The organism is Shewanella sp. MEBiC00475 (assembly GCF_005234075.1).
GTDB classification, from domain to species: Bacteria; Pseudomonadota; Gammaproteobacteria; order Enterobacterales; family Shewanellaceae; genus Shewanella; species Shewanella polaris.
Map to the genome: position 1 here is coordinate 2,424,845 of NZ_CP039928.1, position 22,629 is coordinate 2,447,473.

The 22,629-nt window shown below is 41.9% G+C and carries 24 protein-coding genes; 18 read left to right on the forward strand and 6 right to left on the reverse strand.

Annotation, left to right across the window (positions count from 1 at the left end):
• Position 1: 1 nt before the first annotated feature.
• From moaD to FCN25_RS10810, 11 genes are all read left to right on the forward strand, one after another.
• On the forward strand, positions 2-250 hold the full coding sequence (gene moaD, locus FCN25_RS10760; protein WP_137224607.1) for a molybdopterin synthase sulfur carrier subunit: 249 nt from the start codon (positions 2-4) through the stop codon (positions 248-250).
• A 1-nt stretch (position 251) separates the two neighbouring features.
• Positions 252-722: a molybdopterin synthase catalytic subunit MoaE gene (gene moaE, locus FCN25_RS10765; RefSeq protein WP_137224610.1), complete on the forward strand. Its 471-nt coding sequence runs from the start codon at positions 252-254 to the stop codon at positions 720-722.
• 123 nt (positions 723-845) lie between these two features.
• The gene (gene modA, locus FCN25_RS10770) at positions 846-1,610 is read left to right on the forward strand and encodes a molybdate ABC transporter substrate-binding protein (protein ID WP_254693772.1); all 765 of its coding nucleotides are present in this window, start codon (positions 846-848) and stop codon (positions 1,608-1,610) included.
• Positions 1,610-2,290, forward strand: a complete 681-nt coding sequence (gene modB / locus FCN25_RS10775) for a molybdate ABC transporter permease subunit (protein ID WP_137224613.1) — start codon at positions 1,610-1,612, stop codon at positions 2,288-2,290. The genes modA and modB overlap by 1 nt, the downstream gene beginning before the upstream one ends.
• Positions 2,271-3,377, forward strand: coding sequence for an ABC transporter ATP-binding protein (locus FCN25_RS10780; protein ID WP_137224615.1), 1,107 nt, complete (start codon positions 2,271-2,273; stop codon positions 3,375-3,377). Before modB ends, FCN25_RS10780 begins: the two co-directional genes overlap by 20 nt.
• Positions 3,378-3,547: 170 nt before the next feature.
• Positions 3,548-4,024, forward strand: a complete 477-nt coding sequence (locus FCN25_RS10785; RefSeq protein ID WP_254693629.1) for a hypothetical protein — start codon at positions 3,548-3,550, stop codon at positions 4,022-4,024.
• Positions 4,025-4,037: 13 nt separating this feature from the next.
• Positions 4,038-4,715: a response regulator transcription factor gene (locus FCN25_RS10790; RefSeq protein ID WP_137227386.1), complete on the forward strand. Its 678-nt coding sequence runs from the start codon at positions 4,038-4,040 to the stop codon at positions 4,713-4,715.
• A 67-nt stretch (positions 4,716-4,782) separates the two neighbouring features.
• Positions 4,783-6,024 (forward strand): HAMP domain-containing sensor histidine kinase, encoded by a 1,242-nt coding sequence (locus FCN25_RS10795; RefSeq protein ID WP_137227387.1) that lies wholly within the window; start codon positions 4,783-4,785, stop codon positions 6,022-6,024.
• Between the two features lie 38 nt (positions 6,025-6,062).
• Complete coding sequence (locus tag FCN25_RS10800; RefSeq protein WP_137224620.1) at positions 6,063-6,740, forward strand: TIGR01621 family pseudouridine synthase; 678 nt, start codon at positions 6,063-6,065, stop codon at positions 6,738-6,740.
• Between the two features lie 453 nt (positions 6,741-7,193).
• On the forward strand, positions 7,194-7,361 hold the full coding sequence (locus tag FCN25_RS10805; protein ID WP_137224622.1) for a YqaE/Pmp3 family membrane protein: 168 nt from the start codon (positions 7,194-7,196) through the stop codon (positions 7,359-7,361).
• Between the two features lie 107 nt (positions 7,362-7,468).
• Positions 7,469-7,624 carry a DUF2986 domain-containing protein gene (locus tag FCN25_RS10810; RefSeq protein WP_137224624.1) on the forward strand — a complete coding sequence of 52 codons (156 nt, stop codon included), beginning with the start codon at positions 7,469-7,471 and terminating at the stop codon, positions 7,622-7,624.
• Between the two features lie 85 nt (positions 7,625-7,709).
• Here FCN25_RS10810 and moeB read toward each other — a convergent pair whose 3' ends face one another.
• Together moeB and glp are read right to left on the reverse strand one after the other, a co-directional pair.
• Complete coding sequence (gene moeB, locus FCN25_RS10815; protein WP_175405852.1) at positions 7,710-8,480, reverse strand: molybdopterin-synthase adenylyltransferase MoeB; 771 nt, start codon at positions 8,478-8,480, stop codon at positions 7,710-7,712.
• 7 nt (positions 8,481-8,487) lie between these two features.
• The gene (glp, locus tag FCN25_RS10820) at positions 8,488-9,744 is read right to left on the reverse strand and encodes a gephyrin-like molybdotransferase Glp (protein ID WP_137224629.1); all 1,257 of its coding nucleotides are present in this window, start codon (positions 9,742-9,744) and stop codon (positions 8,488-8,490) included.
• A 133-nt stretch (positions 9,745-9,877) separates the two neighbouring features.
• Between glp and FCN25_RS10825 the strand changes: the two genes are divergently transcribed.
• A complete protein-coding gene (locus tag FCN25_RS10825) occupies positions 9,878-10,195 on the forward strand; it encodes a GIY-YIG nuclease family protein (RefSeq protein WP_137224632.1) in 318 nt (105 codons plus the stop codon).
• A 5-nt stretch (positions 10,196-10,200) separates the two neighbouring features.
• On the opposite strand, the gene FCN25_RS10830 is transcribed toward FCN25_RS10825, so the two are convergent.
• The 4 genes from FCN25_RS10830 to hslR form a co-directional block, all read right to left on the reverse strand.
• On the reverse strand, positions 10,201-12,054 hold the full coding sequence (locus tag FCN25_RS10830; RefSeq protein WP_137224635.1) for a M14 family metallopeptidase: 1,854 nt from the start codon (positions 12,052-12,054) through the stop codon (positions 10,201-10,203).
• A 196-nt stretch (positions 12,055-12,250) separates the two neighbouring features.
• On the reverse strand, positions 12,251-13,792 hold the full coding sequence (locus FCN25_RS10835) for a phosphoenolpyruvate carboxykinase (protein WP_137224638.1): 1,542 nt from the start codon (positions 13,790-13,792) through the stop codon (positions 12,251-12,253).
• Between the two features lie 268 nt (positions 13,793-14,060).
• Positions 14,061-14,921 carry an Hsp33 family molecular chaperone HslO gene (hslO, locus tag FCN25_RS10840; RefSeq protein ID WP_137224641.1) on the reverse strand — a complete coding sequence of 287 codons (861 nt, stop codon included), beginning with the start codon at positions 14,919-14,921 and terminating at the stop codon, positions 14,061-14,063.
• A gap of 25 nt (positions 14,922-14,946) precedes the next feature.
• Positions 14,947-15,345: a ribosome-associated heat shock protein Hsp15 gene (hslR, locus tag FCN25_RS10845; RefSeq protein ID WP_137224643.1), complete on the reverse strand. Its 399-nt coding sequence runs from the start codon at positions 15,343-15,345 to the stop codon at positions 14,947-14,949.
• A gap of 262 nt (positions 15,346-15,607) precedes the next feature.
• Between hslR and gspC the strand changes: the two genes are divergently transcribed.
• From gspC to gspH, 6 genes are all read left to right on the forward strand, one after another.
• Positions 15,608-16,522, forward strand: a complete 915-nt coding sequence (gene gspC / locus FCN25_RS10850) for a type II secretion system protein GspC (RefSeq protein ID WP_137224645.1) — start codon at positions 15,608-15,610, stop codon at positions 16,520-16,522.
• Positions 16,523-16,546: 24 nt separating this feature from the next.
• On the forward strand, positions 16,547-18,679 hold the full coding sequence (gene gspD / locus FCN25_RS10855; protein ID WP_137224647.1) for a type II secretion system secretin GspD: 2,133 nt from the start codon (positions 16,547-16,549) through the stop codon (positions 18,677-18,679).
• The gene (gene gspE, locus FCN25_RS10860; protein ID WP_137224649.1) at positions 18,672-20,231 is read left to right on the forward strand and encodes a type II secretion system ATPase GspE; all 1,560 of its coding nucleotides are present in this window, start codon (positions 18,672-18,674) and stop codon (positions 20,229-20,231) included. Before gspD ends, gspE begins: the two co-directional genes overlap by 8 nt.
• A 3-nt stretch (positions 20,232-20,234) precedes the next feature.
• Positions 20,235-21,467 carry a type II secretion system inner membrane protein GspF gene (gspF, locus tag FCN25_RS10865; protein WP_137224651.1) on the forward strand — a complete coding sequence of 411 codons (1,233 nt, stop codon included), beginning with the start codon at positions 20,235-20,237 and terminating at the stop codon, positions 21,465-21,467.
• Between the two features lie 101 nt (positions 21,468-21,568).
• A complete protein-coding gene (gspG, locus tag FCN25_RS10870) occupies positions 21,569-22,003 on the forward strand; it encodes a type II secretion system major pseudopilin GspG (protein WP_137224653.1) in 435 nt (144 codons plus the stop codon).
• Position 22,004: 1 nt separating this feature from the next.
• On the forward strand, positions 22,005-22,577 hold the full coding sequence (gspH, locus tag FCN25_RS10875) for a type II secretion system minor pseudopilin GspH (protein WP_137227388.1): 573 nt from the start codon (positions 22,005-22,007) through the stop codon (positions 22,575-22,577).
• Positions 22,578-22,629: the final 52 nt, after the last annotated feature.

Here is a 22,629-nt window from a genome sequence, read left to right on the forward strand (position 1 = left end):
TATGATCCAAGTGTTATTTTTTGCCCAAATCCGTGAACTATTAGGTACCGCTAAAGTTGAACATTGTGCCGACAATATAGATACCGCCGAAACGTTACGCGTAGCGCTTGCTGCCACAGATGATAAGTGGGCAAAAGTGTTGGCATCGGATAAATTATTGGTCGCGATTAATCAAACTATGAGCCAGTGGGATTCGCCTGTAAACGATGGTGATGAAGTCGCCTTTTTCCCTCCAGTCACAGGAGGTTAATATGCAGCAACAGATCAATCAAATTATCATACGAGTTCACACTGAAGACTTTAGTGTCGCCGATGAATATGCATTACTGGCTTGCGATAATCAGGATGGTGCAGTAGTCAATTTTGTCGGTAAAGTACGAGACTTCAATGATGGCAGTGCAGTAACTGATTTAACCCTAGAGCATTATCCTGGGATGACAGAATCAGTATTAATGCAGATTAGCCAACAAGCTTGTGAACGCTGGCCATTAAACAAAGTGACCATTATTCACCGTTTTGGTACATTGGCACTTGGCGAACAAATTGTATTTATTGGAGTGACCAGTGCCCATCGTAAAGCCGCTTTTGCTGCCTGTGAATTTTTAATCGACTTTTTAAAAACCAAAGCGCCTTTCTGGAAGCTTGAAGCAGGTGACGCTGGTGCTAAATGGGTTGAAGCGCGTGATAGCGATCAACAAGCAGCTAAAATGTGGCAAAAGTAATTTTCCATATTGCTCGTAAATAGCGAGGGTAAATCTTCAATGTATTTCATCAATACCATGATTCATTTTTTTAATCGGCTTTCGTTGAAGTTTTATACTGGCGGTATTTCGGCGTTACTTGCGATTATTAGTTTAGTTGGATTTAGTTCAGCAAGCATAGCCAGTGACACACCAGCTATTGCCGCCGCTGCAAATATTCAGTTTGCTGTGGCTGAAATTGCCACACGCTTTCAGCAGCAAACGGGGCTATCTGTAAGACTCAGTTATGGTTCATCAGGCAATTTTGTCACTCAGATTAAGCATGGTGCTCCTTTTGAATTAATGCTCAGTGCTGATGAAGATTATATTGATATTCTGCATCAAGCTGGCTTGACTCAAAATAAAGGCATTATTTATGCCATTGGGCGATTAGCATTGGCTGCGCCTAAATCATCACCACTCATTTTGGACCCTGAATTAGTTGGATTAACGCAATTAATCAACGATGGTAAATTGTCGCGGTTTGCGATTGCCAATCCTGATCATGCTCCTTATGGTGAGCGTGCCCGAGAAGTCCTTAAAGCGAAAGGTTTATGGGATGCGGTGCAGCCTAAATTAATTTTAGGCGAAAATGCCTCACAAGCCGCCCAGTTTACCATCAGTGGATCAACTCAAGGAGGAATCGTACCATTATCATTGGCGCTAACGCCTGAGTTTATCAAGCGTGGTAACTATGTCGTGATCCCCGATGCTCTGTATCAACCGATCAATCAACGTATGGCATTAATGCCCAATGCTTCTGAAACGGCAGAACGTTTTTATCAATATATGCAATCACCTGATGCACAGGAAGTTCTCTCTCAATTTGGGTTTAATTTACCCGTACATGTTGTTAGTAAGGTGGATTAATGGATTGGCAAGCTCTGTGGTTGTCGGTCAAATTGAGCTGTTTTACGGTGATTTTACTCATTCCACTGGCCATTTTTGTCGGCCGCGAATTAGCTTATCGCCAGTTTAAAGGTAAATCATGGCTCGAAGCCTTAATCATGGTGCCATTAGTGTTGCCACCTACGGTCATAGGTTATTACTTATTGGTAGGTTTAGGTAACCAGAGCATTATCGGTCAATGGGTTGAGCAGTTAACTGGGCAACAACTGGTATTTCATTTTTCTGGCTTAGTGATAGCCTCTATTATCGTCAATATTCCCTTTGCCGTTCAGCCGATTCAGCGTGCGTTTGAAACCATTCCTATCGATATTCGCGATGCAGCTGCGTGTTGCGGCATGAGCCGATTGCGTATCTTTTTCCGAGTAGAACTACCCATGGTTTGGCCTGGTGTATTAACGGCCGTGGTGCTATGTTTTTCCCATGTTTTGGGTGAATTTGGTGTAGTGTTAATGTTGGGTGGAAACATTGCAGGTGAAACCAAAACCATCTCAATATCGATTTATGATAGTGTGCAGGCATTCGATTTTGATTCGGCTGGAATGATGTCTCTGGTTTTATTAGTGTTTGCAGTGAGTGCGTTGGCACTGACCACCAGTATGTCGAGGCGTTTAGGAGGGCATCATGGCGCCTCACAACGCTGATCTTACATGTGATATTTCACAAACATTTCCCATCCCTCTTGAAGCGCACTTCAGTTGTCGGGCTGGTGAAGTGTTAGCTGTCGTTGGCCCTTCTGGTGGAGGTAAAACGACCTTGCTTAGAATGATTGCCGGTTTAACCTTACCTCAGTATGGTCAGATTCATTGTGGTGATGCGGTGTGGTTTGATGAACAACAATCTATTTCTTTGACCCCTCAGCAAAGGCATATTGGCTATTTGCCGCAGCACTTTGGTTTGTTCCCGCATTTATCAGCGTTAGATAATGTCATTTCTGGGCTTGACCATATACCCAAAGCATTACGTAAACCGCGTGCGCTAGATTGGTTAGATCGTGTCAACTTACATGGTTTTCCTAATCGTTTACCTGCTCAATTGTCTGGTGGACAACGCCAACGTGTAGCACTCGCTCGCGCACTGGCTCGAGAGCCTGCTATCTTGCTGCTTGATGAACCTTTTTCAGCAGTAGATAAAGAAACTCGTGAGCGCTTATATATTGAGCTCGCTCGCTTAAAACAACAATTATCTATTCCCGTAGTTATGGTCACGCACGACACCCATGAGGCCTTGTTATTGGCCGATAAGATGATATTGATTAGTCAGGGAAAAATGCTCCAGCACGGGGAGCCGTTTGAGGTGATCTCTCATCCAAATGACGAAGCGGTGGCAAGGCAAATGGGCTTGAGAAATATTTTTGACGGTCGAGTGATCGAGCAAGACATGGAACGTAACATGACTACGTTTACACTGGGTCATGAATTGATTGTTAGCGACAGTGCCCCAAAATTAACTATTGGGCAAACTATTCGCTGGGTTATTCCAAATCAAGGCATCCGCTTTAATACCATTAGCAGTGGCCGTTTATGTAAAAGCATAAATAAGTTAGAAGTGCTGATTGAGTCGGTGCTGATAATGGGTGAGTCTTCGAGAGTAATGGCGTCGGTGATCGATGTCGGATCAATCATCAATGCCGATGTGCCTACACATCTAGTCCGTAAGTTAGCGCTCGAGGCCGGAGTGAAAACGACTATTGCACTAAAGTCCGATCAAATTCATATTCTGAACCCGTAATATCGAACGATCACATCATAAAATGGTATTTATGATCAATTATTAATCTTAGATTTCTTGGGACTTTGGCTGCTCTTAGGTAGAGTAGGCGTGTGATAACGTTTTCAATTATATAGAGGCTTGTGATGGTTCGGTTGCTGCTAGCAATATGCTTTCTTCCTTGTGCCGTGATGGCCACACCATCTATGCGCACATTATTGACCAATGGCGACTTTTTGAAGCCAATAACGGTCATGGAACAATTAGAACAACAAGACGAAGGCACAATAAGTGACTTTGATGTTGACGTTGAAGAAGGTTTGTTAGTATATAAAATTTCAATGGTTAACGTAGATAAACACCAGATCAGTAAATACCAATATCGCGCTTTAGACGGTGCTTTGTTAGCTGAAAAGTCGTCTGCTTATGTCTCTGATGACATTGGCCAAGTGAATGCAGCAAAATTGCTCCAAGCTAAGCATATGAAGTTTTCTGAACTTGTGACTCTGGCGATTAAAAATCAACAAGGATATTTAACGCAGGCGGAATTGGATCACGATTTATCAATTAGTTATCTCGAATTAAAATTACTCAATCAAGATAGTAAAAATACCATTGCTTTCGATATTGAAACTCTACGTCCACTACCACTGCTCAAATGGGATTAAAGACTCTATGACTATGCGTATTTTATTGGTTGAAGATGATGCTACTACATTAAAGTATGTAGCCGATGGATTTACTGCTCAGAATTATCAAGTTGATAGCGCGACGGATGGCCAAGAAGGTCTCACGTTAGCGAAGCATAACCAATATGATTTACTGATCCTTGACCGCATGTTGCCAAAACTTGATGGCTTAACATTATTGTCAGCTCTGCGGACCAGCGGTAACAAAACACCAGTGCTAATTTTGTCGGCTTTAAGCCACGTTGATGAACGTGTAAAAGGTTTGCGCGCTGGTGGTGATGACTATATGACTAAGCCATTTGCCTTTACTGAATTATTAGTGCGTGCGGAGAAGCTTGCACAACGTAATGTCGTTGAACCTGCAGCCACTGATATTGAAGTGGGCAGTTTAAAGATGGAGTTATTAACGCGTAAAGTCACCCTTGATGATAGCGAGTTAATGCTACAACCTAAAGAATTTCAATTGCTTAAATATTTAATGGAACATCCTAATCAAGTGATTAGCCGAACATTATTATTTGAAGCGGTATGGGACTATCATTTTGATCCTCGTACCAACGTGATTGATGTACACATTGCCAAGTTACGTCGCAAGTTTGAAGAACTTGGCCATGGTGAATTAATTGAAACGGTTAGAGGGGCAGGATATCGCCTTTGTAAAAGGCATTAAGCCTTACCAAAGTAGTGCGTGGCGTATCACGCTTATCTTCTCGACATTAGTAACAATACTGATTGTTATGTTGGTGCTTAGTCTCTATCGACAGTTAGTTATTGAGCAACAAAATCAAGTAGACAAACACCTTGCTGCAGAAATGCAGCGCTATCAACAGTTAGCATTAACGGTAAACCGTCGCAGTTTTGCGGCTCAAATTCGTGCGGCCGATCCAAAAACGGCACTGATTGCCTGGCGTAATAGTGTCGATATGGTGGGCGCGTTGACATTTTTACCCGAAAACATGCCACAACTGCCTGAAACTAAAGATTTCCCTATTTTCACGGGCGGCCCAGATAAGCTGCATATTCTGACCGGCGGTCTGGTTATTACCCGTTATGGCCCTGTGCTGATCGCCACCCGAACCGATCAGCTTGCAACGTTAATTGAGAAATTTATTAATGCGGCATTTTGGGCGGTGGCGTTTACCTTGGGGCTTACACTCGCGTTGGGTTATATTTTCTCAAAAGCAATTCTTAGACGATTGGTCGAATATAACCGCTTAAGTGAACAAATTGAAGCCGGACATTATGAAACGCGTTTACCTGTCAGTGAAAGCCAAGACGAATTTGATATGCTTGCACGGCAATTTAATTTGGTACTGGACACTTTAGAGCTAAACCTTCGTGCTGTTCGTGGTGTGACCGATAACATTGCTCATGATTTACGTACGCCATTATCGCATTTACGTATTGGTATTGAGCTATTGTCGCAAAAGCCAGCCTCTGAGCTTGCAGACGCCACAGCTGAGTTACTTGAAGAGTTAGATCATTGTCTTGGGACTTTTGATGCAATGTTGTCGTTAACACGCATTGAAGAAGGGCAGCAAACACTTGATTTGCAGCCTGTGAGCTTACAGCAGATTTGCCAAGATTTATTTGAAATGGCTGAGGTGATTGCAGAGAGTCGCGATCAAGTGCTGAATATTAGTCTAGAAGATGATGTTTACGTGAATGGCGATAAATATTTGCTATTCCAAGCACTGTTCAATCTAGTGGATAACGCGATTAAATATTCCCCTGACGGTGCAACAATCAGTATTAAACAGCAGGGTAAGCATATTCAAATTAGTGATAACGGGCCAGGTATTATTGACGAAGATAAAGAGCGGGTATTCGATCGTTTAGTCCGCTTAGATCCTAGCCGTCATTATAAAGGAACCGGTTTAGGGTTATCTATGGTTAAAGCTATTTTATCTCGTCATAAAGCGACCATTTCATTACACGATAATCACCCCGGTTTGTTGGTGAGTATTCACTTTAAATAATCTTGAGAAGCTCCCCTATACTCTTTGCCGGATAAGCTATGTATCAAATGATCAGCGATCAACCCGATTTTATTATCATTAGCAAGTCAGCTTATGTTCATTTTCATAGTCAAGATGGCAGTGCGGGCGTGATAGCGCAAGCTGAAGCTGATTTAGGTTATAAGCTTTACCCGGTCCATCGGCTTGATACCCCTACATCTGGTTTGTTGATTGTGGCAAAATCTTCTCAAGCAGCAAATGTGTTTACCAAAATGTTTACTGAGCATAAAGTACAAAAATATTATTTGGCGATTGCTTGCGGTAAACCTAAAAAGAAACAGGGCTGGATTATTGGCGACATGGCTAAGTCGCGTCGCAGTATGTATAAATTATTGCGAACCACTGAAAACCCAGCAGTAACTCTGTTTTTTAGTCACAATATCAGCCAAGGTATGCGGATGTATTTACTTAAACCGCTCAGTGGCAAAACTCATCAACTCAGAGTGGCTTTGGCCAGTATCGGCGTGCCTATTTTAGGCGATCAACTTTATGGCGGTGAGTTGAGTGATAGGTGTTATTTACATGCTTACAGTTTGCATTTTACTTACTTAGAACAAGACTATATTTTCCAGACTCCGTCGTTATTTGGACGCCAGTTTATGTTGCCAGAATGCCAACAATTGCTCGTTAATCAATGGCAATTACCCGATGATTTACCATGGCCTAGTAAACACTAACTGACTATTTAGCTGCCATCCTATCGCACCAGCGATAAACCCAACAAGATAGTCATCCCGGCAATAAAAATGTGCGAATAGCTAAATCTCAGCATGTTGAGTGTGAGTTGATATGCTGTGAGAAATGTTGGTTTAAGAAAGTATCACCTTAAGTTTTCAGCACTATGGATTAAGAGAATCAATGATTGCGAAGCTCCACACCATTTAGCTAAAAAATGGTGCGGTAATAATACCTATTCCAATAATTATCTGATCAGTTCAGAGGCGCTCTGGCTTGGCACGATTTGGCTCACTTTATGGTTGATGGGTATCGTGCTCGGAGAAACCGTTTCGTCTACGGTATTAAAAATCACAATAGAATCACAATGTGTTTATTATGTTAACAAATTGTATAGTATACTATTTTGTATCATAACGCGGGTTAAATTAATCAATTTATAAAAGGTAACTAAAATGGATTCTAATAAATTACTACTAGTGATTCTTGCAATTTTACTTCCACCAGTGGCGGTGTTGCTCAAAAAAGGTATGGGTAAAGACTTATTAATTAACATCCTATTATGTATTTTCTTTTTTATACCAGGGCTTATCCATGCTTTGTGGGTAGTATTACAAGAATAACGCTATACGCGATTGATATTATTTGGTCACAGAGAGGCTGGAATTAATAGGGTTTTAGCCACTTTGATATTATAATTATTGGGTATAAATAATTTCAAGTGACCAATATGAATCGTAAAAAGAAAATTAATCAAACCCTTAAAGCAAAAGCAAAAAAAGCCAACGCTAAGCTCCATGCTGCCAATAAATCACCTTATATTGCCAAAGCGGAACGAGAAAAGCTTGTTCAAGCGGCTTTGGTTGTTGCGCCAACAGCTGACTGAGCTGTCAGTGCATTAAGCGACTCTGGCGTTACACACTCGCCAGCACATTAGCACCATAACTATGACATTAGGGATGTGGTTTTATCTACGGATTAACACTGCAAATTTTGCAGTGAGGTTGCTTAGGTAAATACATTTGCCTAAACTCCATTGTCATCGCATCAATCATTAACAATTTACCCGTTAAAGCTTGACCAATACCAGTGATGACTTTTATTGCTTCAGTTGCCTGAATACAACCAATCATGCCGACCACTGGCGCAAGAATACCCGCTTCGACACACGTTAATTGTTGCTCACCAAATAAAGCACTAAAACATTGATAGCAAGGGCTGTCTTGTAAGTAGTCAAATACTGTTACAGTGCCTTCCATTCGAATGGCCGCTGCCGACACTAAGGGCACTTTGTGTTCAAAACAACTCTTGTTAAGTTGTTCTCGCACTATCATGTTATCTGTGCAATCAAGAATTAAACTATGTTGGCTCACCAGCTCATTAATCTCATCATCATCTAACAGAGCGTTAATGGTATTGATGGTGGCTAAGGGATTAAGCTGTATAAGCGACTGTTTAGCTGATTCTACTTTTGGATGGCCAATATTGACATCATAGTGCAATACTTGACGCTGTAAATTAGACAGTTCTACAGTATCAAAATCAACTAAGGTAATTTCACCCACCCCCGCAACAGTAAGGTATTGGCTTGCTGCACAGCCTAAGCCGCCAGCACCGATAATTAATACTTTGGCAAGCTTAAGCTTTTCTTGGCCATCAATATCGATAGCTTTAATGGAGATCTGACGGCTATAACGCAGCATTTCATTGTCAGTGAGTATCTCTTGATCGAGTGAGTCCATAATATTCCTAACACAATACGTTGTTAAATGGCTCTACGGTGACTTGAGTGCCCTTGGGGGTGTTGCCTTGGGCTTGGTCTAATATCACAAAGCAATTCGCTAAACTCATTGATGTGAGCATGCCTGAACCTTGGCTGCCTGTAATGGCAACTTCAAGTTCGCCGGCCTCATTACGACTGAGTATGCCGCGTTGATATTCGACTCTACCAGGATATTTGTGTATGTCGCTCAGTAACCTTGCTTGGCAACTTAATGGTGTGACAGGTTTGAGTCCCTGCATTTTATTTAAAATAGGTAACACCAGCTTATAAAATGTCACCATCGAAGAGACTGGATTTCCGGGTAGGCCGCAAAAAATAGCATTCCCTATTTTGCCAAAGGCGAAAGGTTTACCTGGTTTAATGGCAAGTTTCCAAAAGGTAATCTGGCCTTCTTCAGATAAAATCTGTTTGGTGTAATCAGCATCACCAACCGATACTCCGCCAGATGTTAGCACCATATCAGCTTGATCCGCAGCTTCTCTAAACGCGCCGCGAATGGCTTCCTTATCGTCTGCTATGACACCTAAATCAATCCATTCAACGTGGCTTTTACTGAGTAACCCTTGAATTGAATAACGATTTGAATCATAAATCTGCCCTAAAGCCAGTTCACTTCCTACTGGGCGTAATTCATCACCAGTGGAAAAGAAAGCCACTTTCAATTTACGTGTCACTTTCACTTGGCTGATGCCGATGGTGGCGAGTACGCCCATTTCCGCTGCGCGAATAATGATGCCACGATGCAATACTTTGGTGCCAGCAAGGAGTTCTTCACCACGCTTGCGTACATTTGCACCTAACCGATGTGGGTGTTCAATGCTAATGTGGTTTTCATCTATTACTTGGGCTTTTTCTTGCATTTGCACAGTGTCAAAACCACTAGGCAATGGGGCACCCGTCATAATACGAATACAACTATTGGGTACCGCTTGGCCATTAAAAGTGTGCCCCGCAAAAGAGCTACCCACTAAGGTGAAGGTTGTTTTATCCTGTGAAGTCGCTAAATCAGCAAAACGGAATGCGTAACCGTCCATTGATGAGTTATCAAATGGGGGTAAATCAATACTCGATGCGAGATCTTCTGCTAGTACTCTATCGATAGCTTGGGTTAATGCTACTATATCGGTATCTTGGGTTGCTTCAACTTGAGCTAACAGTTGCTCGATCGCTTGATCGGGATGAAGCAATGCTGGTTGAGCGCAATGGTCTTGAGTATTGGACATCAGAACTTCCTTAATGAATAACGAAAATACATTAGCAGTATTTTAGCTGAAATTGGTCTTCACTTTTTAATGGTGCTTAGTATGCCATGATGGCACGAAAAATTTATGATCACGTTTAAGGTTTTTATATTTTATGTCGCAAAAAAACACATGTTCAGCTTGGTATTTGTACATTATTCGCTGCGCTAATTCACATTTATACACCGGCATCACTACGGATATTTCTCGCCGTTTTTCTGAGCATCAAGCGGGAGGTGCCAAATCGGCTAAATATTTAAAAGGTAAAGGTCCGCTAACCTTGGTTTATACAGAACAATTAGCCGATAGAAGTGAGGCATCAAAACGTGAAATAGCCATTAAGAAACATTCTCGTCAACAAAAACTACAATTGATTGAACAGTATTCACAAAGGCTTGACTCTGCAAGTGACAACATTCTTGTAGAGTCATGAGCTCACTACTTAGAAGCCCGCAGCACCGGATACTTCATGTATTCATTATCGTAGTAAGGGCTGCGTTGATAAAACCAACGTAGTCGTGCTTTGCTATCATTGGCAAAAGCCTGATCCTTCAGCGCTAGATCAAATTCAGCTTGTAGAGCCGGGTTTTCGAGTAACATTTTTGCTGCTAAAGGTTCTACTGCGTAGTCCTCAATATATTCTGTGCGGGTAAAAATAGTGTTGAACATCCCCCAGTAAAACAAAGAATCTTCTGCTTGAGGTTCAAGCAACAGCATGGCTAAATCCCCTAGAGGCTGGTCGGTTGGAATACGTACAGTACCCGTAGGAAGTGTGGCGTTTATTTTATGGATGGAGGTTGCCGCTATTACGGTTTGATGACCTTCATAATCAGCACTTGAGAATAATGGGTCACTGAATTGATATTGCTGAGTTGTTATCGTCCTTGGTTTTTTCAATCTCGTCATTCTAATGCCATGTAAAGATAAGCGTTCAATAACGTCAGACCATTGTGGTGGAATATAATAGGCTACAGGTCGTGTTACTGTGATATCTGCTTTTGTGTTAGCCACAATGGGTAAGTTTTTATATAACTTAGGTTCACCTGTCCAGCGGACTACTTTGCCACCACTAATTGGGCTTTGCTCAATATGGTAATCAATACCTTTAAAGTCTCTACCTTCTGCTAAGGTTTCACTTTGCCAGCTAATGGTTAATTTACTTGGGTTACGGTATTTGTCTTCATTAATCGCAGACTTTAGCTTAGTGCTATTTTTTGCCACCGTTTTAAGGGTTTGTTCAAGCATCACATAAGTGCCAAGCACTCGTTGTTTATAGGGTTTAAGGCTGTGGTTTTCAATTAAAATAGTCGGTAAATGACGAGCATCGCCATAGCCGTTGGAAAACCGTGGGCTAGGGTTCCAAAGAGACAAGCCTTTAGTCATATCAGTATTATCGTTAGCAAACACTAATTGGCCTGGTATGTGGCCTTGTTCGCTTAATGCGTTTTCAACGGCAGGACGATAAATAGACTCTAACCATGCAAAAATACTTGGGCTATACCCTTGTGCAATGTTGTAACCAAAGGTCACGTCATATTGGTAGTCAATACCGTCGGTTACGTGGATATCAATGTATAAATCTGGCTGCCAAATATTAATCGCACGGATAAGGTGCTGCATTTCTAATGCATCTGCCTTAGCATAGTCACGGTTTAAATTAAGGTTGTTGGCCGTGGTGCGCCACCCCATATTGACCGGTCCTCGCTGATTGACTCGGTTAAATTGGCTGCTGCGTTCGTGGGCGTCGACACTGAAAATAGGGATAAACAGTAAGTTAACATTTTCAAGTAACTCGCGTTTGTTGCTATGACTGATGTCACGCAGCAGCATCATGCCTGCATCTTTGCCGTCTATTTCACCAGAATGAATGCCCGCTTGCACAAGTACTGTCGCTTTACCATTATCACTCAATGCTTGTGCCGTAGATTCTCCGTCTTGTGATGCAATAATCATCCATATATCGCGTCCTTGGGGACTTTTACCAATACTGATTTTTTGTAACACGTCGCTGCTGTCGACAAGTTTGTCTAACCATTCCATGGTGTCGTGATAGTTTGGGCTTGAAACATAGCCTTGTTGCTCAAATGGGGTTGCCCAAGGCTGCTCCGCACTTAACAGTAATGCTTCACTTGCGCCAGACCAGGGATGAATTGGAGGCAATATGCTGTCGTTTTCAAATAGTGCTATTTGTTCTGTTGCGACGATGAGCGGCGAAGGTTCAGTTGCGTGAGCGAAAGTGGAATTGATGAGCAACGTACTAGCCATTAAACCTGTGAGCAAAAAGCGGCGCATGAATACCTCTAGAATGATTTGGAAACGATAACAGTAATAACATCATAGCATTGCCTCGCAACAGTTTCAGAGGCTTTTATATGATGAATATTGACATTAAGACGAGCGGAATACCCAACAATGAAAAATCCCAACCGAAGTTGGGATTTTAGAGGCGACATCACATTAAGTGAATTGCGAAGAGTTGATAGGTTGTTTACACGTTAGGGCCGGCACTTTTAATAGCGTCAGACACTTGGTATTTTGCAAAATTATCACTGAACTCTTGTGCTAGCTGTTGAGCATATTTGTCATACTCTGCTTTATCAGCCCAGGTATTGGCTGGGTTTAATAACGCGGTATCTACACCAGAGACACTAACGGGGACATTTAAGTTCAGTTTGTCGATATAAACCGTTTCAACATCTCTTAGTTCACCACTTACAATCGCATCAACAATAGCGCGAGTAGTTGGGATATCAAAACGTTTACCCACACCATGCGGACCACCAGTCCAGCCTGTATTAACAAGATAAACTTGGCTACCAAATGACTCAATGCGTTTCATCAACAATTCTGCATACACGCCAGCAGGACGTGGGAAGAATGGCGCACCAAAACAAGTAGAGAAGGTTGACTGGATTGCAGACGTCGAGCCCATTTCAGTAGAGCCCACCTTAGCGGTGTAACCCGATAAGAAGTGATATGCTGCTTGTTCTTTACTCAGTACCGATACCGGTGGTAACACACCTGATACGTCGCAAGTTAAAAACACTACGGCATGAGGTTCTGCACCGCGATTATCTTCTTTACGTTGAGCGATATGCTCTAAAGGATAAGCCGCACGACTGTTTTCAGTCAAACTGGTATCGTTATAATTCGGAACTAGGCGTTCATCAAGAACGACATTCTCTAATACTGTACCAAAACGAATGGCATCCCAAATAACTGGTTCATTTTTTTGGCTTAGGTCGATACATTTAGCATAGCAACCGCCTTCAATATTAAATACACCACCGGGTGCCCAACCATGTTCATCATCACCAATTAACAAACGCTTTGGATCGGCAGAAAGTGTGGTTTTACCGGTACCCGATAAGCCAAAGAATAACGTAGTATCACCATCGTGGCCGACATTAGCCGAACAATGCATTGGTAACACACCTTTAGCAGGCAATAAAAAGTTCTGTACTGAGAACATCGACTTCTTCATTTCACCTGCGTACTTCATGCCAGCAAGCAGTACTTTTCGTTCGGCAAAGTTAATAATAACGGCCGCTTCAGAATTAGTACCATCGCGTTGTGGTTCACACACAAATCCAGGTGCATTGATAATTTGCCATGTTTGTTTGTCACCGCGATTAAAGGTTTCTGGATTGATAAATAAATTACGTGCAAAAATTTGATGCCAAGCATATTCAGTCGTGACTTTCACTGGAATGTAATGTTCGTCATCAGCGCCAACTTCTAGTTCAGATATAAATAATTCTTTGTCAGCAAGATAAGCTTCTACACGGCTCCATAGCGCATCAAATTGACCCGCATCAAATGGTCGGTTTACTTTACCCCATTCAATATCGGCTTCTGTATTTTTCTCTTTGACGATAAACCGGTCATTGGGTGAACGACCCGTTCTTTCTCCTGTTTTGGCCACTAAGGCACCATTTGCGGTGAGTTGACCTTCTCCACGAAATAGTGCGATTTCTACAAGCTTTGCGGTTGTGGGGTTAAGGTGAACTGGGTGTGATAAATCCGCCATAGTGTTGATCTCCTTCTCTTTTAGGTCGTATTTTGCTATGAACTGCTATTGGGTTTATTTATTAATAATTAGCTTGATATTATTGTTGCGCGATGGCTATAAACTAATGTAGGCGATTGTAGCGTAAGTCGGCGCGAGGGTAACGAACAGTTTGGTAATATTTGTGAAAGTTTTTAATGGAAAGTCGTTTTTTAAACTGTATTAGGTACAAAAAAAGCGCTTTACGCGCTTATTTTTGTAACTTGGTTCGTAATTATTACATGCTCAATTACTGTTTTGATTGGCTGCTGTGACTTCCTGAATATAGCGCTGCAATATCTATCGCGTCAAAAGGGTATTTTGCGGTGCAGTATTCACAATCCATTTCAATCTTTCCTTCCTCAGCTAAAATGGCTTCAACTTCAGCTTGTGGTAAGGTTTTGATCGCTGCCGCACTGCGTTCACGTGAGCAGCTACATTTGAATGTAACATCCACAGGATCAAATAATCGCACTTCTTCTTGGTGATACAATCGATGTAATACTTGTTCAGCATCAAGGGTGAATAACTCTTCTGCTTTAATGGTCGCTGTGAGTGTTGATAAATGTTCAAAATCATCATTTTGTTCAGACTTTGATGGCAACACTTGTAGCAGCATACCTGCAGCTTGTTTACCGTTAGCAAATAACTGAATTTGAGTCGGTAACTGTTCTGATTGATTAAAGTATTCTTCTAAACAGGCGGCTAGGTTCATATGATCTAATGACACAACACCTTGATATCGCTCGCCCTCATCAGGTGTTAACGTGATCACCATGTAACCTTTACCCAGCATTTCTTGCAAGCTTGCATCAGCCGTAATATCGCCATTCCAACGAGCAACGCCACGTAATACTTGTTTATTGTTGCCATTAATGACGGCTAAAGAAACTGGGCCATCGCCCTGCAACTGTACGCTAATGTCGCCCGTAAACTTGATGGTTGCCGTTAACAGTGATGTTGCGGCCATTAACTCACCGATTAAGTTCTGTAATGCAATCGGGTAAGCATGTGCAGAAAGCACTTCTTGGTAACAATTTTCTAATTGAACTAGCTCTCCACGCACATCGGCATTATCAAAAATGTAGCGATGTAAAATATCATTTTTCATTTGTATTCTCTTACTATCTGGGCGCCTAGTAATCTTTTAAGCGCATAATCTGTCGTCTTTGTTTTTTATCCGGTTTATGATCGGGTGACGGGTTATTCAAAATATTTAGCCGTCGTGCTTCAACGTTAATAATCCGTTTGTTAATACTCTCAGGTGTTTCTTGGTATAGGGTTTGTGCTACATTTGCGCTTTGTCTATGACCTGATAATTGAAGGACAATAATTTCTTTATCATCATTGCCTTGGCGAAGACGGATAGTTGCACCGACTTCTGCATTCTTACTGGATTTAGTTCGTTGGCCGTTGTAATGTACTTTGCCGCCATTGATCATGTCTTTTGCGATAGCGCGAGTTTTATAAAATCGTGCTGCCCATAACCATTTATCAAGCCGGATAACGCTTTTTTCGGACTGAGTTTGAGACAAAAGACCTCCAAAACAGGGATGATTTCACAGACTGGGTAACTTAACTGCCATACAATACGAGTATTATTGCGGTAAAGGGCAACATTATGACTGTTTTTAGGGTGCAAATTTAGCATATTCGGTGAAGATTCGCCAATCAATATACTCTGGGGTTGTTGCTTTATCCTCAGTGGGTTAGCATGATGCCTACGCATATTTTAACGTATTTATTCACAACTAGAACAGAGACCTGTACCAAGACGTATAGAGGGTCCAATATTATATGGTTTTATTAGATAAATTGATCATCAGCTCAACAAAAATACCACACAAGCTATTGAGTGCTATTGTATTTTGGCTTGGGTTGATTATTGTGCTGCTATTAGCTGCGCAGATTACATGGAAGTTAATGCCTGTATCATCGCAATCTGCTGTGTGGCAGCCAACCCCAATCTCAGCAAGCACTGCCAAGCGTATCGAGCTTGCTGGTGTTCGTAACCTATTGCTTTTTGGCAGGTTAGATAATAATAACAATAAGCCCAAAGCTGAAGTCGTAGAGCAAATCACTGATGCGCCCAAAACAAACTTGTCTATTCAATTAACCGGTGTAGTTGCGTCAACTGACGAAGCTCAAGGTCTAGCTATTATTGAGTCTAGCGGTGAACAAGCAACCTATAGCTTAGGCGATAAAATTAAAGGCACTTCTGCTTCTTTAAAAGAGGTTTATGCCGACCGAATTATTATCAGTAACAGTGGTCGTTATGAAACCCTAATGCTTGATGGGCTTAAATACAGCACCCAAAGTGAAGTTAACTCGCAACTACAACAAGCAAAAGTAGACCGACAGGTCACTCGAGTTGATCGCCGTGAGAATGAACGTTTTTCTGAAGAGTTGTCTGATTCTCGAGATGAGATGTTAGCTGACCCAAGCAAAATCACTGATTATTTAGCTATTTCACCAGTACGCAATGATGATGAATTAGCCGGTTACCGTTTAAATCCGGGTAAAGATGCTGCATTGTTTAAACAAGCTGGTTTTCAAGCTAATGATTTAGCTAAATCAATAAATGGATATGATCTGACCGATATGGGTCAGGCATTAGAAGTGATGGCACAACTGCCTGAGCTCACTGAAATGGCTGTCATGGTTGAGCGTGAAGGACAGTTGGTCGAAATCATGTTTAGTTTGCCAGAATAATTTGGCGTTAGAGGATTGAGTATAATGAAAAATAAAGGGATCCGACATAAGATTATTGCTGGGATGCTGGTGGGGGCTGCGATGATAGCGGCGCCGAGTGCGTGGTCGGAACAATATGCCGCCAATTTTAAAGGCACAGATATTCAAGAGTTTATTAATATTGTCGGTAAAAACCTCAATAAAACCATTATTGTAGATCCAACGGTACGTGGCAAAATTAATGTCCGTAGTTATGATTTGCTAAATGATGATCAATATTACCAATTCTTTCTTAACGTACTCCAAGTCTATGGCTATGCCGTAGTTGAAATGGAAAACCACGTTATTAAAGTGATTAAAGACAAAGATGCCAAAACCTCAGCTATTCGTGTTGCGGATGATAAATCTCCTGGTTTAGGCGATGAAATGGTGACCAGAGTGGTGCCATTATATAATTCTGAAGCTAAACAGCTCGCGCCGCTATTACGCCAGTTAAATGATAATGCTGGTGGCGGTAACGTGGTTAACTACGACCAAGCTAACGTATTAATGATTTCTGGCCGTGCGGCGGTAGTGAACAAACTGGTAGAAATTGTTCGCCGAGTTGATAAACAAGGTGATACCGCAGTACAGGTAGTGTCCTTAAACTATGCCTCTGCAGGTGAAATAGTACGTATTGTTGACACGTTATATCGTTCAAGTGCCAACCAATCGCAGTTGCCAGGACAATCACCGAAAGTCGTAGCCGATGAGCGTATGAATTCGGTTATTGTCAGTGGCGATGAAAAAAGCCGTCAACGGGTGGTTGAGCTAATTAAACGTCTTGATGCGGAACAAGCAAGTACTGGCAACACGAAAGTGCGCTATTTGCGTTATGCCAAAGCAGAAGACTTAGTTGAAGTGTTAACTGGGTTCGCAAAAAACTTAGAAGACAGTAAAGACGGTACTAGCACCAAGCAAAGCGGCTCAACTCAACGTCGCAGTGATATCAATATTATGGCTCACAACGATACCAACTCGCTGGTAATTAGTGCTGAACCTGATCAACTTAGAACCATTGAAAGCGTTATTAATCAACTGGATATTCGTCGAGCTCAAGTATTAGTTGAAGCTATTATTGTTGAAATTTCCGAAGGCGATGACGTTGGCTTTGGTGTGCAATGGGGTAGTACCGATGGTGGCTTAACTCAGTTTAACAACATCGGCCCGTCGATCAGTGAAGTTGGCGCAGGTGTATTTGCTGCACAGGAAGAAGACGGTACTACCGTTACCGTGACTAACTCTGATGGTGGATCTACTACAACCACTAATCCAACGTCAGATGGTGATTACACCTTAATTGCTGAAGCATTAGGTAAAGTCAATGGTATGGCATGGGGTGTTACGACAGGTAACTTTGCCGCGTTAATTCAAGCTGTATCAAGTGATACTAATTCAAATATTTTAGCAACACCGTCAATCACCACCTTAGATAATCAAGAAGCATCATTTATTGTCGGTGATGAGGTTCCTATCCTTACCGGTTCAACTTCCAGTTCAAGCAATGACAATCCTTTTCAGACTGTTGAACGTAAAGAGGTGGGTGTTAAGTTAAAAGTTGTGCCACAAATTAACGAAGGTTCTTCGGTTAAATTAACTATCGAACAAGAAGTCTCAGGAGTTAATGGCAATACTGGTGTAGACATCAGTTTCTCAACTCGCCGTTTAACCACAACTGTGATGGCCGACTCTGGTCAAATAGTCGTATTAGGCGGTTTAATTAGCGAAGATGTACAGGAAAGTGTGCAAAAGGTCCCTATCTTGGGTGACATTCCTTATTTAGGTTGGTTATTTAAATCTTCTTCAAGCAGTACGACCAAGAAAAATCTGATGATTTTCATTAAGCCAACCATCATCCGAGACGGGATGACAATGGAAGGTATTGCGGGTCGTAAATATAATTACTTCAGAGCATTACAGCTTGAACAGCAAGACCGTGGTATTAACTTAATGCCCAATACTGAAGTTCCTGTGCTTGAAGAATGGGATCAAGAAGCTTACTTGCCAGATGAAGTGAACGACATGCTTGACCGCTATAAAAGTCGCAAACGCTTGAGTACTGATGTGCGTGATTCTGATGCGGCTTTAAGCATCATTAATGAAAGTATGCAAAAGGACAAGGCTGAAAACAATGACTGATAGCGTTATGGCAGAGCCATTAGCCCAAGTTTCTAGTGATGTCGCTATGGAAGTTGTCGAAGGAGATGAAGTTTTCCACTCGAACAGTAAAGAGCGCCTGCCATTTGCGTTTTCACATCGTTTTGAATTGGTGTTGGCCAAGGAGAATGAGCAACTGTGTTTATTCTATACTGATAACACCCCGCTAGATGCCATGCTTGAAGTAAGGCGTTATGCAGGTGTCGAGTTGGCCGTTATCAAGCTTGACGTGGCTAAGTTTGAAGCTAAATTAACTCAAGCCTATCAAGCTAACTCTTCAGAAGCACAGCAGCTAATGGAAGACATTGGTAATGAAATGGACTTGTTTACCCTTGCCGAGGAATTACCACAAACTGAAGACTTACTTGAAGGCGATGATGATGCACCAATCATTAAATTAATTAATGCATTGTTATCAGAAGCCATTAAAGAAGAAGCATCAGATATCCACATCGAAACCTATGAGAAACAGTTAATTGTTCGTTTCCGTGTTGATGGGGTATTAAAGGAAGTCTTGAAACCGAATCGTAAATTATCGTCATTATTGGTCTCGCGTATTAAAGTGATGGCACGTTTAGATATTGCCGAAAAACGCCTACCACAAGATGGTCGTATTTCGTTACGTATTGCGGGTCGTGCTGTCGATGTGCGGGTATCAACCATGCCATCAAGTCATGGCGAACGTGTAGTAATGCGTTTATTGGACAAAAATACCGGTAACTTAGACTTGCAACAACTGGGTATGACACCGAGTATTCGCGAAAAATTTGATGAGTTAATTCGTAAACCTCATGGGATTATTTTGGTGACCGGTCCTACAGGGTCAGGTAAAAGTACCACCTTATATGCTGGTCTAACTGAAATTAACTCTAAAGATACCAATATTTTAACGGTAGAAGATCCAATTGAATATGAATTAGAAGGCATTGGCCAAACTCAGGTTAACACTAAAGTAGACATGACCTTCGCACGTGGATTACGCGCAATTTTACGTCAAGATCCCGATGTGGTGATGATTGGTGAAATTCGCGATTTAGAAACCGCACATATTGCTGTCCAAGCTTCATTAACTGGTCACTTAGTGATTTCAACGTTACATACCAACACCGCCTCCGGTGCGATTACTCGTTTACAAGATATGGGTGTCGAGCCGTTTTTAGTCTCTTCAAGTTTACTTGGAGTACTGGCTCAGCGACTTATTCGGACATTATGCCCAAGCTGTAAAGAAGCGCATGAACCCGATGAGCGCGAACGTGAATTGCTAGGCATTACCGCAAACGACCCCCGTATTATTTATCGTGCCAAAGGATGTAAAGCATGCGGCCAGAATGGCTATCGTGGTCGAACCGGCATACACGAATTACTGATTGTTGATGACAATGTTCGTGAACTTATTCATGGCGGTAGAGGCGAATTGGCCATTGAAAAATATGTGCGAAAATGGATCCCCAGTATTCGCCATGACGGTATGAGTAAAGTGCTTGCTGGTGTGACAACGCTAGAAGAAGTATTACGCGTTACACGCGAGGAGTAATCAATGGCGGCGTTTGAATACAAAGCCCTTGATAGTAAAGGCAAACAACAAAAAGGTGTGATTGAAGCCGATACCGCTCGTCACGCTCGAAGTCAATTGCGAGAACAGCGTCTTATGCCGCTGGAGCTTCAACCCGTCAATGAAAAGGAAGCTCGTTCACAACGAGGTGGATTTAATCTAGCTAATTTGTTTAAGGGACATATCTCTGTCGCTGAACTGGCATTGATTACTCGCCAAATCGCGACTCTGGTAGCGGCGGGATTACCCATTGAAGAAGCGCTAAAAGCGGTAGGGCAACAATCAGAAAAAGACCGCTTAGGCAGTATGATTATGGCTGTGCGTTCTCGGGTTGTTGAAGGTTATAGTTTGGCAGATTCGATGGCCGAATTCCCGCATGTGTTTGATGATTTATACCGTTCAATGGTGGCTTCTGGTGAGAAGTCGGGCCATTTAGAAGTGGTGCTTAATCGACTAGCCGATTACACAGAACGTCGCCAACAACTCAAATCAAAGCTAACTCAAGCGATGATTTATCCAATTGTTTTAACCGTAGTGGCCATTGGCGTTATTGCCGTGTTGCTTGCTGCTGTGGTGCCAAAAGTGGTCGGGCAATTTGAACACATGGGCCAAGAATTGCCAGGCACAACCCAGTTTTTGATTCTTGCTTCTGATTTTGTACAGCATTGGGGCATTGTGGTCGTTATGCTTATTTTTGCTGGAATAGTGATGTTTCAGCGTATGTTAAAGAATCCTGCTACGCGGATGAAATATGATACTGCTTTATTGAAAATGCCTGTGATTGGTAAAGTGAGTAAAGGCCTAAATACCGCAAGATTTGCACGAACCTTGAGTATTTTATCTGCCAGTGCTGTGCCATTACTTGATGGTATGCGTATTGCGAGCGAAGTGTTACAAAATGTCAAAGTGCGTGCCGCTGTAGATGAAGCAACTGCCCGAGTCCGTGAAGGAACTAGTTTAGGCACTGCGTTGACTAATACTAAGTTATTCCCAGCGATGATGTTGTATATGATTGCATCGGGTGAAAAAAGTGGTCAGTTAGAAAATATGCTTGAACGTGCGGCAGATAACCAAGACCGAGAGTTTGAATCGAATGTCAATATTGCCTTGGGGGTATTTGAGCCCATGTTAGTTGTGAGTATGGCATCGATTGTATTGTTTATCGTGATGGCAATTTTACAGCCTATATTAGAGTTAAATAATTTGATCAGCGGTTAAGTTTACACTTACGCTTATATAAACTTGAAAGACCAAAAGTATTAATCAAGAATGACACCTGTTTTGTGTGATTCTATAAGATTTTTTAGAGGAAATAATCAATGCAACATAATAATAAACAACGTGGTTTCACCTTACTCGAAGTAATGGTGGTGATTGTTATTTTAGGTATTTTAGCGTCAATGGTAGTACCCAATCTTATGGGTAATAAAGACAAAGCTGACCAACAAAAAGCCATATCAGATATTGTAGCCTTAGAAAATGCATTGGATATGTATAAATTAGATAACAGTATTTATCCCACTACAGAGCAAGGTCTCGATGCGTTAGTGCAAAAGCCTAATTCGTCTCCAGAACCAAGAAATTACCGTGAAGGCGGTTATGTAAAGCGTTTACCGCAGGACCCATGGCGCAGCGATTATTTACTACTCAGCCCTGGTGAAAATGGAAAACTTGATATTTTCAGTGCAGGTCCTGACGGCCAAGCTGGTTCAGAAGATGATATCGGTAACTGGAATTTACAAGATTACCAGTAATATGACCCAACATCGCCAAGCCGGTTTCACCTTACTTGAGGTGTTAATTGTAGCATTGCTAATGGGATTGGTTGCCTCTGCGGTAACCTTATCCGTTAGTGTTGCGGGGCCAGAACAAGAGCTCAAGAAGCAGGCGCAACGCTTTATTACTGCCACCGAAATGGTGCTGGATGAAAGTGTATTAAGTGGCCAGTTTATTGGCATTGTGATTGACGAAGATCAATATCAGTTTGTGTTTTATAAAGAAGGCCAATGGCTGCCTGTAGATCACGACCGGTTATTATCGGCAAAAAAAATGGACGAGGGCATAACCTTAGATATTGTGATCGATGGCATGCCATTGGTGCAAGAAGACGAGCAAGATGAGTCTTGGTTTGACGAGCCTTTTATTGACGAACAAACTGAAGAAGACAAAAAGAAACACCCCGAACCACAAATATTGTTGTTTCCCAGCGGGGAAATGACACCATTTGAACTGAACTTTAATACGATTAATGACGACAGTCAGCCAGTCAATGTGCTGGTTGTTGGTAATGCATTAGGTCGCTTAACAATAGGGCGTGTAGATGAATAAACAGACATCATTTAAACGCCCTAATGATTTAAGCGTTAAAAGTCCCACGTTT